The following is a 17,641-nucleotide window of genomic DNA, read 5'->3' as shown; positions in this document are numbered from 1 at the left end:
ACAAAAATGAGTATAATTTTAAATTTCTTTAACTAAATCTTTAATTGATTTGAAAGTTTTCAGGTGTTTTAAGTTTTTGCTATTCTTTACATTCCTTGCTTGATATCCAAGAAGCCATAAATGATGTGTTTCTAACCCAATTTTATCGTGAAACTCTTCAATATAACCTTCAACTTTATTGTCTGGAGGAGTTACTGTAAAGTAAGAAATAAAATGTAACTCTGGAAAGAAATTGTGGATATTAGTTAAACTATCAATCGGAATTGTTTGTCCAAGATATATTGTATGATATCCTTTTAATTGTAGCTCGTAATTTAAGTACAATAATCCAATTTCATGAATTTCATTCTCAGGTAAAAATAGTACAAATGTTTTAGATTTGTTAAACTTTTCTAATGTCTGAGTTCTTTCTATATTGAGAATAATTTTTTGCTTTATTAAACTAGAAACAAAGTGTTCATGTGCTGGATTTATAGTGTTTGTGTGCCATAAAACACCAAGTTCATTTAATAAAGGAATGAAGGTGTCTAAAAAGATTTCTCTAAACGATTGTTCTGCTAAGAGTTTATTGTAGGTATTGTAAAATAAACTATAATCAAAGTTAAGCATGGAAAGTTTAAAAGAATTCAATGCTTGATTATGAATATTCTTTTCTGAAGCAATTTCCCTTACTAAATTGTGAATTTTATCTTCTGATATTCCGGCGATCTTAGATATCTTGTAACCGTTTTTATAGAGCAATGTTATGTTAAGTAACTTTTGCAAACTTTTTATATCATAAGTTCTGATATTTGTATCAGTTCTGTCAGGAGCTAACAGGTCGTATCTTTTTTCCCAAATACGAATAGTATGCGCTTTAACTCCAGAGAGATTTTCTAAGTCTTTTATGCTAAACTTGGTTTTTACACATTCCATTTGTTCAATCTTTTTTACAACAACTTCAACAAAACTAATGTTTTTTATTGATTTTAGCACTATATAAATGATTTCTCTCTTACTAATAATCATTTTAAGAGTGTTTTTTCGCAAAAAAAAAGCTGCCATTTATAGACAGCTTTTAAGTTTTAAAAAAGATTAACAATTTTTGTCTAGTGTCTGACACCAAACTTGAACTGTATACGCTACGGTACAGTTTCCAAGTGGCCTAGGTAGCGTTTGACATACATGTGGTTGTACCGTTAATGCAATTGTGCAATTACTTACAGGTATTGCACATGTAACTGTAGGTTTTTGGTCTGCTCCACCAAGAATTGAACTTTGGTTTAAGGCAGAAACAACTTGTTTTTTAAGTTGTAATCCATTTAATTTTCTTTTTTTCATGATTTAATAATTTTATGATTTAAATAAAAATACAAACAACTGAAATAGAATAAAATATAAGTAGATCGCCATTTATAAATGACGATCTACTAAGTAAATAATCACGCTTCTCCTATTTGTTTGGATTACAACCAACTACTGTTAGATTACAGTTAATAATTCCACATGTGTGTATTGGTGAATCACATCCTGTGTTACAAATGTTTAATATTGAAACAGGACTCGGTGCAGCAAGACCACCTTTTAATACTGAAATTGATTTTTTGTTAAGTCTTAAATTTTTTAAATTTCGTTTTTTCATGGTTATAAGTTGTTGATTTATAATTGAATATACGAAATAAATAGCGAGTGTAGTAAAATTCACTCGTGACAATTTATAAATTACCACATGTCAATGAATGTGAAAATAGTTGTGTGTATTAATTATTTAGATGAATTGGCGAATAGCTTTGTAAAGAGTGACATTACTACAAAAAATAGTAATGCGCCAATTAATCCGCTAAAGAAAAAAATAATAATTTCAAGGAAGAAATCACTTCTATAATTTAATAAATGCTTTGCTGCATAATAATCAAAAGTAAAAAAAGTAACTACCCAAGAAGCTCCAAATAAAAGTGAAATGGAAGCAGCTTTAAGAAAAGTAAGTAAATGTTGTATATAATATCGCATTACTGTAAAAGTACTAAAAAGTAATTTTACATTTTTAAAAAAATAGACTAAGATTAGATTCTTTATATATATTTACATGTATTACATTCATCACAAAAATAGTTTTATGAAGAAAATAGAAAAGATTTTAGGTTTTAGTGTCATTGGTTTTATGATCATCCGATTGTTTATTAGTTTTCCATTTAGTTCAATATTGATAGTATTTCCGACCATCTTTCTAATGTTTCTATACTCTATATTTAGCTTTGTACTTTTGAATGGAATTTCTTTTCGAAAAATGTTCAAAAAAAAATCTTATAAAGGCATTAGCTCATGGCGAATAATAGGAACTATTGGAACAGGATTCGCTTTATTAACAACAATTACAGGAATTCTTTTTGTCTACCAACGTTGGCCTTACGGATACGCAAACTTGCAAAACGGATTGGTTATGTTAGGTGTTGTTTTAATTGTGATAGTTTTAAAAAAGAGCCTCTCATTTCATGAAATATATACATATATACTTGTACGAATTGGTATTGTGGGGCTCATCGGTTTGTGTTTATTATGTACTCCAACTGTAACGTTGTTTGAAATGAAATGTCATGACTGTTCAGAAGCATATATGGAAGCAGAAAAAGCATCGATGAAAGATCCTGATAATAGAGAATTACAAGAAAAAGCATATCAAGAACGTATAAAAATGCACAAAACTGAAGAAGAAAATGATAAGTAATTTGTAATGCATTCACTTTTGTAAATTGAGAAGTTTATTAATGTAGTTAAGAAATTATTTACAAATACTTATATTTAGAGATAATTATTCTTCAATTCATTTATGGGACAAAAAATTTCTTCAGACTCTTTAAAATCTTATTTACAAGGAGAACTTACTCCTTTTGAAGAATTTCATCAAAAAACGGAAAAGCATCACTTAAATATTAAAAGGTTTGATGATCAAATCGTTCTCAAAGGTGATTTCGAAATGGAAGACGATTTGGTGTTTCAGGAAGGAGAAATCTATGATAGAGAAATCATATTTGATGGTGGAGATTATAAAAACATCATTTTTCGTGGCGGAACATTCAAAAAGCTATTTTTTAGAAGAGGAAATTTTGACGGTTATGTAAGTATCAGAGGCGGAAAAATTGATAGCTTAGTATTGTTAGGCGGAAATTTTAACCACTGGCTAGGCACCTTAGATGGAATCAAAAATGAAGACAAAAATGGTCGAATACTAGCAGAAGAATCTTTAGTTATTAAGCGTTTTGAGTTAGAAGGTGGTTCATATCATCACGGTTTGTGGATTTCAGGTGGTAAGATTGACCGTTTTGAAATAAAATCGATTAGTGATATTATACTGCATTGCAAGCCAAGTGATGAAGAAGATTATAATGAAAATGTTGGGGAATATGATAAAAGACATCCTTCAGCTCCGATGATTAAAGACTTAATCATTTCGCGTTATTGTAATAAAAACTCATACTATCATTTTAGTGAGTTGCACTTAGAAAGCTTACAGTTTAAAGATTTCACAAACCTTGGAAATATTACGATTTCAAATATTAAACTGTGGCATAGATTAATATTTGAAAACTCTGATTTAGGAAAAACAACATTTATTAATTGTAATTTTTCAAGACGAAAAATGATTTTTGATAGTTCTAAAATTAATGAAATTGGGTTGGCAGGAACAAAATTACCAACATCAGCAAATATTAAAGTTTTAGATGAAAGTCAAGCATATCAAAAGAAAGAAGCGCTTGGTCAACTAAAAAAAGTTTACCAAAATTTAGGCGACACGGTTACTGCAAGAGATTACCAATCTGAAGAATTAAATACACATTTAGCGACTTCAAAACCACCTTTAGGAGAATGGTTAACGCTTTTTTTTAATAAACATTCCAATAATCACGGACAACGAATGGGACAAGCATTATTATTACTTTTAGTATCATCGTTGCTGTTTTATATACTTTACTGTTACTCACTAGGTTTTGTGTACGATACAGCTCCTGGAAGTTGGGATGTATTTTGGAAAAATGCGAGTTATTACTTTGAATTCATAAGTCCATTTAGAAAAAGTAACTTTATTCCAGAAGCGTTATTAGGAAAAGGGAGAGAAGCATCAAATTGGTCAATTGTAATTGATAGTTTATCTAAAATTGTGAATGCATACTTGTTGTATCAATTTATTGCTGCGTTTCGAAAATTTGGAAAATCAAGCTAATGTAGTTGTAAAATAAAGCTTGAAATGTAGATTTCACAAAGTATATTACACTAATAACTTGACCAAAAAACACAAATTCTGACTGATTCATATACGTATGTTATGAAAAAGTTTGATCTTAGCTACTTCGTATAAAAACAACAATAAAAATAAACAGTATGAAACATATCAAAATTGCACTTATAGTTGTTACTATTTTTAGTTTTTTATCCTTTCAAACAAACGATTCTGTTACAGGAAAGTGGGAACTATTTAAAATGGAAAATTCAGATGGTCAAGTGCAAGAAGCTAGTGGACGTTGGATGGAATTTCAAGCTGATGGCGTATTAAAAGGTGGAAATTCAGCAGACTCAGTCAACAGAACAGGAAACTGGGAATATAACAAAAAGACAAAAGAGTTATCAATCAGTTCACCTGAAAAACGACCAGGAGAAGGAACGTTTGTGGTAAGTTGGGTTGATAATAAAACGATAAGTCTTGATGTTGGTCAAGGAAGAAAAGTATATTTAAGAAGAATAAAATAAAAGTATACAATATCAATACATTAAAACGCAAGCTATTTTAGCTTGCGTTTTTTTATTCAGATACTTTCAAATGTGTTTTGTATTGATTGTCTGTCAATAAAAAAATGACGTAATTTGATGAGCAATTCGAAAAATCATATCATGAATTCAAAAAACAGAAAATAAATTAGCTGCATGAAATATATCAACTATAACAAATGGGCTTTTCATTTTCTAATTTGGATTGTAATTATTGGTTTGCTACAACTTTATTTAACAATAGACTTCAATACATTTAAGTACAGTCAAATTCGTATGATAGAAGTAATGCAGTACTTTGAAATCATAGCATTTGTGTTATTTTTAGGAATTATACTCTTTTTAATACTTAGTAATATATATATAAAAGTAAAAAACTATCAATTTTGGTTTGCATTCATAGGCGCTATTGGATATGTTTTAAGATTTGTATTATCTATAATTTTCTATACACAATCATACTCATGAAACATCATTTACGGAACATTACAATTAGAGAAGTACAACTTGCATCTTTTGGTAGAAAACTAGAAGGAGAAAAAGATGTATTAAAAAGATTCAAACTTGAACAACTTCAAATCACTGACAAAGCGGTTTTAGCAGTTAGTAATGAAGAGTTTCATCCAATTGCGATTCAAACTAATCATGAAAACGATACTATATCTAGAATTTTATATAATATTTCTCTGGAAGAACTATTGGAAGCAGATCGCTATGAAGTATTAGACTATAAAAGAGTAGAAGCTATATTTCAATCTTGGAATAAAGGTTGGATTTATATAAAAGCATAGCACGATAAAAATGAACAAAGAAAAAGCGAACCGAAGCTCGCTTTATACATAATACAATACCAATATTACATTGCAGTATCCGTAATGGTATCTGTAATTGTATCCGTGATCGTGTCAGTGATTGTATCTGTAATTGTATCGGTTATGGTGTCTGTTTCAGTATCTAATCCTTTAAGACCACCTTTTAATTGGTTCAGGTTAGAAACTAATTTTTTGTTCAACTCTAACGATTTTAAACTTCTTTTTTTCATAATATTTTTTTTAAAGATTAATACTTCAATTTAGGAAGTGTCAAATCGTATTAATTACGGTTTAACCATAATTAACATTCATATTATCAATAGTTTAACATATTCTGTTTAAAATTCCTTTCTCTTAGTTTTCAAGTGTTTTTATAGTTTATTGTAAAATTCTTTTGTTTTAATTAGGAATCCTAACTATATTTGTATCGCAATAATGCAAAACTTAAAAAAAGTAAACATGAGTACATCAATTTTTTATCACGCAGGTTGTCCAGTATGCGTAAGTGCAGAACATGACATTATTAATTTAATTGGAGCCGACAATTTAGAAATTGTCAATATAGGCGAAGACAGAGCAAGAATTGCTGAAGCTGAAAAAGCAGGAGTGAAGTCAGTTCCAGCATTAGTGACATCAACAAATAACGTTTTACATATCAACTTTGGAGCTTCAATGGCGGATGTAAAAGGCTAATTTTTTTAATTCAAATAGTTAGGAATCCTAATTTAATTTAAAAACAATAACAATGAAATCAATTCTAGTATCAATTACAGTAGTATTATTTTGTGTAGTTAGCACGAATTCATGCGCACAAGAAAGTCAGTATAAAAATGAAGATTTTATCATTAAAAATGTTCAAGTACGTCACAATATAGATTTAGGTGTGACAGTTTGGGAAATTAATGTTTCTGGAAACGCTGGAAGCACAACGCCAATAAAAATTGGTCAACTTGATGGTGCGCCAGTTTTAGGGTATGTATTTCCAACAACATTAAAACCGACGGATGTTGGATTTAGTGAAACTGATGGAATTGTCGCTTTAGCATTAACTTCTCATCCCGATTTTGACGATACACCATTATGGGATGAAAACGCAGATAAAAAGTTTGACAATGACGGAATTGTGTGGCATCCACATTGGGTAGTTTTACACAAAGATGAACGCGTGGCTGGAGGACTTTCTGTAAAGCAAATCAAAAAAGATGATAAAACCGTAGTACTTCCGCCAACAAATCCAGGAATGCCAATGTATATGGATTCTCCAGGGTATCCAGTACTAACGAATAGTAATACTATAAAAGTGATTGTTCCTGATTACAGAATTAATAACAAAACAGATTTTAATTATGATGGAGTTGCGGCTTTTATGAAAGTGAATACTAGTAATAAAAACTTACCAATGTTAGGAGTTTATGAAGTATTTAGTGTTGCTAGCGGAAACTTGTCATTACCATATAAAGTTCAATAAATATGAAAGTTTCAGTTTGGGATACATATATAAAGCGTGAAGATGATCGCATAATGCACTTTGATATTTTAGTGCCAAGTGATCTTACTGATGAAGATAAAATCTTTTCATATGGCGCAGATTATTTAACGACGAAAGCTATAGAAGGAAAAAGGTTGACAACCAAAGAATGTCAATTTTGTCATATCGAAAAAGCTTCAGATGAAGTCATCGCAGCTATTACAAAAAAGGGATATTTCATTATTGAAATGGAAAATTGTAGTTAATTTAATTAGGATTACTAACTTTGCCTGTCGAAAACTAACTTCGGCAGGTTTCTTTATGGAAGATCAAAACATATTCAATCCAAATGTATCACAAGATGTTTCAAGTAAAATTGTAACTGGACTTGAGCGTATTTCGGAAGTTTTCAAGCTATTACTGTGGAAAAAAGCAAAACTTATTGGGTTGAGTCCTATTCAAATTCAAATCTTAATATTTATAGCATTTCATAAATCTGAATTATGCAATGTAAGTCATCTTGCCAAAGAGTTTAATGTTACAAAGCCTACAATTAGTGATGCAATAAAGGTTTTGGATAAAAAAGGAATCATTTTTAAAGACTTCTCACCAGTTGATCAACGTAGTTATATAATTCAATTAACAGCTTTAGGAAAACAAACTGTTGCTGAAACTAATAATTTTGCATCGCCATTAAAGGCACAACTTGATACATTTGAAATAGCAGAATTGAATAGTGCGTTTAAAACGTTAAGCGAATTAATATACAAACTCAATCAAAGTGAAATTCTAACTGTACAACGAATATGTTATGGCTGTAGATTTTACAAAAAAGATGGAGCTATGAGTTATTGTAATCTATTAGAGAAAGAATTGAAAAATAAAGACATACGTTTGGATTGCCCAGAATTTGAAGAAAAATAAAAGGAAACTCTTTGAAGTTTTTAATTCACTAATAGTTAATTATTTACATTAAAGTATGTGTGTGTGTTTATAGAGTCTAACTTATTTAAATTTTTGATATTTATCTTTTTTTAGATGATGTAATCCTACACTAGGGTAGTTTTTAAAAAGAGTAGTATTGACAAAGATTTAAAGTCATAAATAAGAGAAGCTTCTTTGCTAAGAATGAAAATTAATATTTTTTAAGTAAAGTGTTTATAATCAATGAAATTTAATAAGTTATAATGACAAATAATTTTTGAATTAACTATCCAATTTAGTACACAAATATTAGTTTCAATAATGTAAAAAAGAAAATTTTTAAAGCCAAATTGCGACTTGCTGACGTTTTAGTGTTTTTATATTATGTATTTTCTTATAAAAAAAGTAAATAATGGATTCATAAATGTCTTATTTCCTGAATTAGTCATAAGTTTTAAGGAATGATTCTTAACATATGGACTAACTATTCTTATCTATTTTATCGATTTTCTCCATCTTTTTATGTTTTATCCGTAAAAGAAATCCAGTTAAACCATACTCATATTATTTATTATAAATTTCACATTTTTTTATATTGTGACACAAATTTTGGTAAAAAAAAATTCCTATACTTGTACATATAAAATTAATAATTGTAAGAATATAACCTTAGTCAATTAACAAGAATTATTTTTATTAAAAAGTATTAAAATTCTCCCGCCCAAAACATTTTTAAATAAAAGTAACTCATGTGATTGAGGAAGGAAAAGATATTTCCTAAAATGAATTATGCTATGAAATTTACTGTTGGTTGGTATGTATTATATGTCAAGTCTCGTTGGGAGAATAAAGTACATCAATCTTTAAATGAAATATCTGTCGAATCGTTTTTACCACAAGTTAAAACCGTTAGACAATGGAGTGATCGTAAGAAAACTGTAATAAAGTCATTATTTCCATCATATGTTTTTGTGTATATCAAATCGTCTTTAGAGTTCCATCAAGCGCTATCAGTATATGGTGCTTGTGCATATATCCGTTTTGGAAAAACATATGCGCGTGTAAGTGAAAAAGAAATTAATCAAATAAAAGTATTGATAGGTGATACTAATATCTTAGATTTTGAAATTACCCCTCAACTTCCTAAAATTGGTGATACAAATAAAATTATCCATGGACCATTAAGCGGACTTAATTGTGAGATTGTACGAGCTGATAGTCCAAACAAAATTGTCGTGCGTTTAGATTCATTACGACAAAACATTACCGTAACAACTCCATCCTATTACTTAGAAGGAGCATAGAAGCTTCTTAAAACACAATAAACCTTATTTTGAAGACAAAGAAATAGATTTCTATATCTCGCATTCAAGTGAAATAGTAGTTTGTGTGATATCAGAACCTTATAATTTAGACATTGATATTGAAATCATGAATGAAATCGGTATCAACAATTTTAAGTCACAAATGACAGCTAATGAATGGGATTTAATTGTCAACGAACTGATCAACAAAAGCTATTTATAATTACTGGACAAAAAAAGAAACCGTTGTCAAAACACATGAGAAAGGCTTACCGATTTTTTTGCAATCTTTTGAGGCAAAGCGTAATACGACAACTATTGATAGAAGAACATTTACGCTATTAAATCCTCTTATTTAAGTAAGAAATGTTGTAATTTTTAAGTAATAAAAATATTTTTATTACGAATTTGTATAAATTTTTACTTACTTTTAGATATGGCAATAAGTTCTAACCAAGTTTATTGTTGTGTATAATGGGAATCATTTGAACATTGAAATAGGGTAATTTCAAGATCATCCGGCTTACGGAAAAAAACTAGAGGGAAATACAAGTTTAAGAAGTTGAACTGATGACCAAACGGTCAAAAACTAATCGCACAAGACCAAAATGGTGCAATCAAAATTTTATACCATGAAAAATTTATTTTTTGTTTTCTTATTAGCATTCGGCTTAATGAGTTTCACACCTGCTGAGGAAGTTGAAACAAATACTGACTTTACAAGCTCTACACAAGTAGAAAATCTTGTAAATGAAGATTTTCCATGTAGATGGAGAACATGTACATACGTAAATGGAGTACTTGTTGGCTGCACACCGTGGACTTATGGTGACTGTAAAATAACAATAGAAATAACAATAGAATAAATCAATAACTACCAACATTATTCAACATATTGAGTAATGTTGGTAGTTTTTAAATGTTAAAGAAATGAATAAATCAATACTAACTATTTTATTTATAACAATTAGCTTTCTATCTTATTCACAACAATCAAAAATTTGTGGAGAAGTTGATTATGTGCAATCTACACACTTTTCAAGAGATTTCTCAAGAAGTTTTACACTAACATTTAATACTACTCATTCAGTATATACAGAAGCAAATGTTAACAAAACGAAAGAGAAAATTAATGAGTTAAATGGAGATAATCAACGACAAATAGATAGAAATATAGCTCGAAATAATACAACTCCAGAATTTTACTATAATGACCGACAAAGCTTTCATTTCACGGAAATATGGTTTAATAAAGAACTTGTCGTTAAAGAAGATGCTTTTAATTGGAAATGGAACTTAACAGAAGAAACAAAGAAAATAGGTGAATTTAACTGTCAAAAAGCAACAATACTTTTTAGAGGAAGACTTTATAGTGCTTGGTTTACAAAGCAAGTTCCTGTTCCGTTTGGTCCATGGAAGTTTAAAGATTTACCAGGTCTTATTCTTGAAATATATGATGAGGATAGAGTTTTTCATATTGTCGCAACAAAAGTTAAGGTAGACAAAAACTTAGTATGTAAAATAGAAGTAGATACAACAAAATTCAAATCTGCATTAACAATTAAAAAATATGTAAAAAGGAAGGTCGAGTTGATAAAAGAAGATTTTGCAAAACTATCAAGTAGATTGCCTAAAGGTACTGCACCCTTAACATATGACGAAAATTGTGATGATTGTAGAGAAGAAGTAGAAAAATTTGGAAAAAAATAAAATTCTATATTTCATTATCGCTTTTACATGTTTTAATTTTTCTTCTATTTGTTTAGCACAAACAACAGTTGAAGGAAGTATAGAAGATGCAAATAAAAAAGCAATACCTTTTGTGAATGTTGTGATAAAAAAGGACACACTTTCTACAATTATTGATTACTCATATTCTGATAATAGTGGAAAATACAGTATTCAAATCAACAAAAAAGGAAACTACAAGCTATCTTTCTCATGTTTAGGATATGAAACAAAAACACTGAAAATTGAAGTTAATGATTCAAAAAAAGTAGTAGTTCAAAATATAACATTGATAGAGAAACCATTCTCTCTTGACAAAGTTATTATAACTTCAGAAAAACCAATTAGAGTAAAAAAAGACACAATTGTATTTAATGCAGAATATTTTAAAACAGGTAATGAGGAAGTAATTGAAGATTTACTAAAAAAAATTCCTGGCATTTCTGTAGATGACAATGGTACAATAAAAGTTGGTAATCAAGAAATTGAAAAGCTAATGGTAGATGGTGATGATTTCTTTGAAAAAGGATACAAATTATTATCCAAAAACTTGCCACCGGAACCTGTAGACAAAATTGAATTATTAAAAAATTACTCCAATAATAAGCTTTTAAAAGATATTGAAGATAGTAATAAAGTAGCGTTAAATCTGAAACTTAAGGATGGTTTTAAGCGCATATGGTTTGGAAATATTGAAGCAAATTATGGAATCATCTCAGAAAATAATTATGAAGCCAAATTTAACCTTGCAAATTTTGGCAAAAAAAACAAATACTTTTTTCTAGCGAATCTTAACAATATTGGTTTTGACGCTACAGGCGAAATAGAGCATTTAATTAGACCGTTTCGAGACAAAAATGAACCAGCTAGCATAGGTGATAATGAAAGCGTAAATGGAGTATTAGATTTATATCCGCTAAGCTTATCCTTAAAGAAAAATAGATTCAACTTTAATAATGCAGAATTACTATCCTTAAACGCGATTTTTAATCCAACAAAAAAGCTCAAAATAAAAGCACTCGGATTCTTTAATTGGGATGAAAAAGACTTTTTTAGAAATAATGTTAATACGGTAAATACAAATGGAGTAAGCTTCACAAACACTGAAAATTATCAATTACGAACGAAGGATAGGATTGCCTTTGGAAAATTAGATCTTTCGTATTCTATTTCTAAAACCAAAACGCTTGAAGCTATTACGAAATACAATAATGGTGATTTTGATGATGCTTCTAATTTGATATTTAATGGAGAATCTACCATAGAAAATCTAGAAAAGCGAAATACATTTTTTGATCAAAAAATAGTCTATACTAATAAGCTTACTGATAAAAAAGCATTGTTAATCACAGGACGTTTTATTGATGAAAAAAAACCACAAGAATATAGCGTAAATAACTTTTTCTTTCTAGACTTATTTCCTTCACTTAATACAGCAACGAACAGTACGGAACAAAGTATGAATCAGATGCAGTTTGTTGGAATCAATGCACATTTATTGAGCCGCAATAAAAAAGGGAATTTACTTGAATTGCAAATTGGAAATGTATTTCGACAAGATAAACTATCATCAAGGTTTTCAATCTTAGAAGATGATATTGTATTGGAAAATCCTGTAGGTTATCAAAATCAAATCAAATATGCAGTAAACGACTTATACATAAAAAGTAAATACCGTATAAAGCTCGATAATTTTTCGATTGGATGTAGACTCAATATTCATCAACTCTTTAATAGTTTAGAGGCTAATGATGTCAATGCAACACAAACACCATTCTTTATAAACCCAAGCATAAGTTTTGATTGGGAAATTAACGACACAAACAAAATCATTTCTTCATTTGTAAATAATACAACAAACGCAAAAGTATTGGATGTTTTTAGCGATTTTTTAGTGACTGGATTTCGCTCTTTTTTACAAGGAACAAACGACTTTAATCAACTAAATGCTTCAAGTGCTACGTTAAATTATCAACTAGGAAATTGGAGTGATCGTTTTTTCTTAAACACCTATATTGTGTATAATAAAAACCATGATTTCTTTTCAACAAATACAATTGTAAATCAAAATTATACACAATCAGAAAAAATACTAGTCAAAGATCGTGAATTCATAAGTATCAGTTCTAAATTAGATTATTACTTTAAATCTATAGCTTCCAATATTAAACTAAATTTTGGATATAGTAAAAGTGAATTTAAAAATGTGGTAAACAATTCTGAATTCAGAGAAGTTATTACAAATAACTTTAACTACGGACTAGAAGTACGTTCTGGCTTTAAAGGAATTTTTAACTATCATTTCGGAACTACTTGGAATACTACTGAAATAACGGCAAATACAAGTAATTCCTTTACAAATAACACTAGTTTTTTAGATATATCATTTGTGTTTAATGATAAATTTAATCTGCAATTTCTAACAGAACGTTATCATTTTGGAAACTTACAAACAGACAATACCTACTACTTTTTAGACTTTGATGTACGTTACAAACTCATAAAAAACAAGCTTACGCTAGGACTTACAGGTAAAAATATATTTGATACTAAAAAATTTAGAAACTTTAACGTTAGTGACATTGGTAGCTCAACGACGGAATACAGATTATTACCAAGATTTGTATTATTAAAAATGGAATACAGACTTTGATTTTGGTAACATAAGACTATTTAAAATATTGACATAAAACACAAAAGCGAACCTACTAAGGTTCACTTTTTTTATGCTATAAACTATTCTGAAAAACTGATTACTTACAAATGTATTTCAAGTATCATGTGAGAAAAATTTGTATTTTTATGTTAATTACCAAGAAGCTACAATGAGCAGAAGGTAAATAGTTCCCCAAATCTCAATAAGTATATGTATAAAACATGAGGAAAATCAACATCTTTCTAGCATCTTCTAATGAACTTCTGTCTGATAGAGAACAGTTTGAAATGACTTTTGGTGTATTTCAAGAAACTGATATAATATTTTAGATAATTTTATTGCCATATGCAAATTTTAAAGAAAATAACATGTCAAAAACAGGAGTTTTACGATCCGCATTAAAAATAATTTAATAACGAAACGCTTACTAATATTATTTTCAACCAAATATGTCGGATATACACAATAAATTTAATGGAGCTACCTTTACCAATACCATATTTGACTATGGTGGAAAAAAAATACCAAAAGCACTAGGAGGTTTCCCTGTGTCACCAAATATATTTATTGGAAGAGAAAATAATACAAAACTGATTCATGAGAAGCTAAGTAGCAAAACGAATCAACATTTGTTATTGCTCGTCAATGGAAAAGGTGGAATTGGAAAAACTACAATGGCTTCACAATATTATTTTGAATATGCGGAGTATTATTCACACTTAATCTGGTTGGTTTCTGAAACAGGAATCAGCGATGCCATTATGTCGTTGGCACTTTCTTTGGATATTCGTTTTGAGAATAATATGGCGCAAGTACAGAAAATTAGAGAAATCGTTCGTGTAATTTCTACGCTAAAACGGCCTGTATTGATCATTATTGACAATGCAAATAGTATGGAAGATTTAGATACGAACAATCAACTACTACGACAATTTCATAATACACATATTTTATTGACATCACGAATTGAGAAATATGAAGATATTCCTACGCATAAAATAAATCATTTAGATGAACAAGCCGCAAATACATTATTCAAGCATTACTACAAAGCATTCAAGGAAGAGGAACAAGCATTGTTAGACGCTGTATTGGAAGCTATTGGGTACAATACCTTAGTCATTGAGTTATTGTCAAAAAACCTGAACGAATTCAACACCGATATAAAACAACATTATCCATTACAAAAGCTATTAGAAGACATTCAAAAGAAAGGTGTATTAGCGATCAGTAAAAGTGTCAAAGTACGTTCAGATTACAAATTAGAACCTGCAACATCGGAAGCAATTATCAGTACGATGTATGATATTTCAGAACTCTCAGAAGCTGAAAAACAAATACTCTCCATTTTTGGAACTTTACCAGCAACTGCGATCCCTTTTCATCATTTAGAACAATTTCTTCCAGGGATTGAAATGTTAGATTTAGTGTTACGAAAACTATCAGCTAAAGGTTGGATAGATTATGACAAAGCGTTGAAAAGTTATAAAACAAATCAAATCATATCTGAAATTGTTAGAACACAAAATAAAAGTAGGTTAGAAGAAGATACGAAATATTTAGGAAGTTTTTTGATTAATATATTGAACCATGAACCTGGAGTTGGTCATATCGATGGTAATTTTGATGAAATTAAAATTAGTGTTAGATATACAGAAACTTTTATACATAATCTTAAAGTTTTAAATTATGAAAAGGCTCTCTTATATGAAAGGCTAGGGAATTTTTATAGTTCTTATGGAGATTTAGACAAATCGTTAGAATTTTTTGAAGAACGATCAAGATTAGGTAAGGAGTTGTATGAGAGAGATTTAACGAATATAAAGTATATAAATGGCTTGGCAATTTCCTATGAAAGACTAGGAAGTGTATATACTGCTTTAGGAAATTTAGACATAGCTTTACAATATTTTGAAGAAAGGTTGATATTAGGAAAAGAACTTTATGAGAATAACCCTAATCATATAGGTTTTAAAAAATGTTTGGCAATATCTTACGAAAAACTAGGAGAAACACACACTGCTTTAGGAAATTTAGAGAATGCTTTACATTTTTTTGAAGAAGATTTGAAATTAACAAAAGAACTTTATGAAAGTAATTCACATCATATAGGTTTTAAAAATGACTTGGCAATATCTTACGAAAAAATTGGAGAAATACATAAAATAATGGGGAATTTGCAGAAAGCCTTGCATTTTTTTGAAGAACGATTGAAATTTGCAAAAGAGTTACATAAAAGTAACCCAAATCATGTAGGTTTTAAAAACGGTCTGGCAATTTCCTATTCTAAACTTGGTTTAATCTATCTAATGCTAGAAAATATAGAGAAAGCCTTGCGTTTTTTTAAAGATGATTTGAAATTAGCGAAAGAATTATCGGAAGCTTATCCAGCTCATGTTGGGCTTAAAAATAGTCTAGCAATTTCATATATAAAATTAGGTTATTTATATGTTGATAAACTTAATAAAAAAGAAAAAGGATTATCATATTTACATAAAGCTTTGGTTTTGTATAAAAAATTAACAATTGATTTCCCAAGCTATATGAAGTTTAAGGGGAATTATAAATTGGTGGTTAATAAACTTAAAAGCCTAGAGTAGGAGCAACATAAAGAACATTTTTTAGAATTGACATATATGTTGATAAAACTACAGGTAAATTAAACCATTTGGATAAAGTCCAATTTACCTTTGTTATACCTATGTTTGCTATTGTTTTTTACTTAATAAACTTTATCTGTTAATTACTCTTTAGGATACATATTAACATCTTTGTGTTGCCAGATAAGATTAATAATAGTCCATTTTTTATCTAACTTTATTAATTGTAAATATTCTACCCAATTATCAGATACTAGCTTTACAGTTGCTATTCTATTATAAATATCAAGAATAGTTACTTGGTTGTTTGGTTTGGTAGGAAACTTGGTGTTAGATTTATTCCAAGAAGTTGCAAATGCTATCATTTGCTCCTTTGTAGTAGCTTTAGCATATTCTTTTTTTGTTTTTCTGCTCCAGCCAATTGTTATCTTATTTAAGCTATCATTCATCACTTCTTTCATCAAATCTGGCTTTAAATCTTGTAGCGCAATTAAATACCCTAAAGAAATTCTTTTAATTTCTATAGAATCTTTTTGAGAAGCCTTTGCTGCTAATTCTATTGATGTGTTTGTTGGCACCTTTCTATCTCGTATTTTTTTCTTGTTAGTATCAAATTGCTCCAAACCAATTTGATTTCCAATGTTATCATATTTTTTTTCACCATAAGCAAAACCCCATTGATTCATTACTAATTCATCTTTGGCATTATGATAACTATACGTAATATGATTTCCGTTTGCATCATACACGTCCTGATAAGAAGCAGTACCTTTATCATTCTCTATAACTTTTAAGTTATCATCTAAATTATAATGCGCTTTAGGAAATCCTTTTTTATTTAATAGAATTCCTGTAATCCCAAATTTAAAATAGGGTGAAAGTGGTACAGGTTCGTTTTTTAAATTATATCTTTTTTCAATAATTAATTTCCCTTTCTTATTCCAACTATATTCAGAAATACTCCAATTAGATTCCATAGGATTATCTTCTAAATCATAAAAAGACATTTTATAATTGCTTCCATTTTTAACTTCATAGACTTCTTTGTAAACTTCTCGGTCATTTTTAATTCTCCTTCCGTTTTTATCATAAAACGTACGAATTGCTTTATTTCGATCATACGTTATTGTCAATTTATAAACTCCTAAAGAAGCCAACGGATGTTTTCTTTCAGTATGATAATGATTATTAATAATCTCAATTAATCGATCATTTTCATCATAATTAAAAATATAATGAGATGTGTTTTCTGCTACAGATTTATCAATAGGATACGTGCCAGAAAGTTCCAAATAAGGTGAAACGTGATTGTATCTTAAATGACGAAAATATTTAGTGTTAGAAATAGTTTGTGCAAAAGCTGAAGTGCTTATGAAAAGCAGCATTAATATTTTTAATGTTTTCATTGG

The 17,641-nt window shown here is 29.0% G+C and carries 21 protein-coding genes; 15 read left to right on the top strand and 6 right to left on the bottom strand.

Features of this window, described 5'->3' with window-relative positions:
* Positions 1-18 precede the first annotated feature (18 nt).
* From ACUUYC_RS22475 to ACUUYC_RS22460, 4 genes are all read right to left on the bottom strand, one after another.
* A complete protein-coding gene (locus tag ACUUYC_RS22475; protein ID WP_474270561.1) occupies positions 19-915 on the bottom strand; it encodes a MerR family transcriptional regulator in 897 nt (298 codons plus the stop codon).
* 159 nt (positions 916-1,074) lie between these two features.
* On the bottom strand, positions 1,075-1,320 hold the full coding sequence (locus tag ACUUYC_RS22470) for a hypothetical protein (protein WP_474269581.1): 246 nt from the start codon (positions 1,318-1,320) through the stop codon (positions 1,075-1,077).
* Between the two features lie 112 nt (positions 1,321-1,432).
* Positions 1,433-1,621, bottom strand: coding sequence for a hypothetical protein (locus tag ACUUYC_RS22465; protein WP_474269580.1), 189 nt, complete (start codon positions 1,619-1,621; stop codon positions 1,433-1,435).
* A gap of 122 nt (positions 1,622-1,743) precedes the next feature.
* Positions 1,744-1,989, bottom strand: coding sequence for a hypothetical protein (locus tag ACUUYC_RS22460; protein ID WP_474269578.1), 246 nt, complete (start codon positions 1,987-1,989; stop codon positions 1,744-1,746).
* A 106-nt stretch (positions 1,990-2,095) separates the two neighbouring features.
* On the opposite strand from ACUUYC_RS22460, the gene ACUUYC_RS22455 reads away from it, so the two are divergent.
* From ACUUYC_RS22455 to ACUUYC_RS22435, 5 genes are all read left to right on the top strand, one after another.
* Positions 2,096-2,704: a hypothetical protein gene (locus ACUUYC_RS22455; protein WP_474269576.1), complete on the top strand. Its 609-nt coding sequence runs from the start codon at positions 2,096-2,098 to the stop codon at positions 2,702-2,704.
* 102 nt (positions 2,705-2,806) lie between these two features.
* Positions 2,807-4,198: a hypothetical protein gene (locus ACUUYC_RS22450; protein ID WP_474269574.1), complete on the top strand. Its 1,392-nt coding sequence runs from the start codon at positions 2,807-2,809 to the stop codon at positions 4,196-4,198.
* A 158-nt stretch (positions 4,199-4,356) separates the two neighbouring features.
* On the top strand, positions 4,357-4,722 hold the full coding sequence (locus ACUUYC_RS22445; protein WP_474269573.1) for a hypothetical protein: 366 nt from the start codon (positions 4,357-4,359) through the stop codon (positions 4,720-4,722).
* Positions 4,723-4,896: 174 nt separating this feature from the next.
* On the top strand, positions 4,897-5,208 hold the full coding sequence (locus tag ACUUYC_RS22440) for a hypothetical protein (protein WP_474269572.1): 312 nt from the start codon (positions 4,897-4,899) through the stop codon (positions 5,206-5,208).
* Positions 5,205-5,531, top strand: coding sequence for a gamma-glutamylcyclotransferase (locus ACUUYC_RS22435; RefSeq protein WP_474269571.1), 327 nt, complete (start codon positions 5,205-5,207; stop codon positions 5,529-5,531). Before ACUUYC_RS22440 ends, ACUUYC_RS22435 begins: the two co-directional genes overlap by 4 nt.
* Before the next feature lie 65 nt (positions 5,532-5,596).
* Here the strand turns inward: ACUUYC_RS22435 and ACUUYC_RS22430 are convergent, their stop codons facing one another.
* Positions 5,597-5,782 carry a hypothetical protein gene (locus ACUUYC_RS22430; protein ID WP_474269569.1) on the bottom strand — a complete coding sequence of 62 codons (186 nt, stop codon included), beginning with the start codon at positions 5,780-5,782 and terminating at the stop codon, positions 5,597-5,599.
* A 229-nt stretch (positions 5,783-6,011) separates the two neighbouring features.
* On the opposite strand from ACUUYC_RS22430, the gene ACUUYC_RS22425 reads away from it, so the two are divergent.
* The 10 genes from ACUUYC_RS22425 to ACUUYC_RS22380 all read left to right on the top strand — a co-directional run bounded on the left by ACUUYC_RS22425 (position 6,012) and on the right by ACUUYC_RS22380 (position 16,232).
* Complete coding sequence (locus tag ACUUYC_RS22425; RefSeq protein WP_474269568.1) at positions 6,012-6,245, top strand: thioredoxin family protein; 234 nt, start codon at positions 6,012-6,014, stop codon at positions 6,243-6,245.
* A 52-nt stretch (positions 6,246-6,297) separates the two neighbouring features.
* Positions 6,298-7,020, top strand: a complete 723-nt coding sequence (locus ACUUYC_RS22420) for a hypothetical protein (RefSeq protein ID WP_474269566.1) — start codon at positions 6,298-6,300, stop codon at positions 7,018-7,020.
* Positions 7,021-7,022: 2 nt separating this feature from the next.
* On the top strand, positions 7,023-7,286 hold the full coding sequence (locus ACUUYC_RS22415; protein ID WP_474269565.1) for a DUF2024 family protein: 264 nt from the start codon (positions 7,023-7,025) through the stop codon (positions 7,284-7,286).
* The gene (locus ACUUYC_RS22410) at positions 7,222-7,944 is read left to right on the top strand and encodes a MarR family winged helix-turn-helix transcriptional regulator (RefSeq protein WP_474269563.1); all 723 of its coding nucleotides are present in this window, start codon (positions 7,222-7,224) and stop codon (positions 7,942-7,944) included. The genes ACUUYC_RS22415 and ACUUYC_RS22410 overlap by 65 nt, the downstream gene beginning before the upstream one ends.
* 794 nt (positions 7,945-8,738) lie before the next feature.
* The gene (locus ACUUYC_RS22405; RefSeq protein ID WP_474269562.1) at positions 8,739-9,248 is read left to right on the top strand and encodes a UpxY family transcription antiterminator; all 510 of its coding nucleotides are present in this window, start codon (positions 8,739-8,741) and stop codon (positions 9,246-9,248) included.
* 85 nt (positions 9,249-9,333) lie between these two features.
* Complete coding sequence (locus tag ACUUYC_RS22400; protein WP_474269560.1) at positions 9,334-9,471, top strand: hypothetical protein; 138 nt, start codon at positions 9,334-9,336, stop codon at positions 9,469-9,471.
* 409 nt (positions 9,472-9,880) lie between these two features.
* A complete protein-coding gene (locus ACUUYC_RS22395) occupies positions 9,881-10,114 on the top strand; it encodes a hypothetical protein (RefSeq protein WP_474269559.1) in 234 nt (77 codons plus the stop codon).
* 64 nt (positions 10,115-10,178) lie between these two features.
* Positions 10,179-10,958, top strand: a complete 780-nt coding sequence (locus ACUUYC_RS22390) for a GLPGLI family protein (RefSeq protein WP_474269557.1) — start codon at positions 10,179-10,181, stop codon at positions 10,956-10,958.
* Positions 10,945-13,629 (top strand): carboxypeptidase-like regulatory domain-containing protein, encoded by a 2,685-nt coding sequence (locus ACUUYC_RS22385; RefSeq protein ID WP_474269556.1) that lies wholly within the window; start codon positions 10,945-10,947, stop codon positions 13,627-13,629. The genes ACUUYC_RS22390 and ACUUYC_RS22385 overlap by 14 nt, the downstream gene beginning before the upstream one ends.
* A 452-nt stretch (positions 13,630-14,081) precedes the next feature.
* Positions 14,082-16,232 (top strand): tetratricopeptide repeat protein, encoded by a 2,151-nt coding sequence (locus tag ACUUYC_RS22380; protein ID WP_474269554.1) that lies wholly within the window; start codon positions 14,082-14,084, stop codon positions 16,230-16,232.
* 143 nt (positions 16,233-16,375) lie between these two features.
* Here ACUUYC_RS22380 and ACUUYC_RS22375 read toward each other — a convergent pair whose 3' ends face one another.
* Positions 16,376-17,638, bottom strand: a complete 1,263-nt coding sequence (locus ACUUYC_RS22375; protein WP_474269553.1) for a nuclear transport factor 2 family protein — start codon at positions 17,636-17,638, stop codon at positions 16,376-16,378.
* Positions 17,639-17,641 lie beyond the last annotated feature (3 nt).

Source organism: Kordia sp. E (assembly GCF_056033805.1).
The sequence above is the reverse complement of the archived record's forward strand: the minus strand, read 5'-3'. Positions and strand labels throughout refer to the sequence as shown.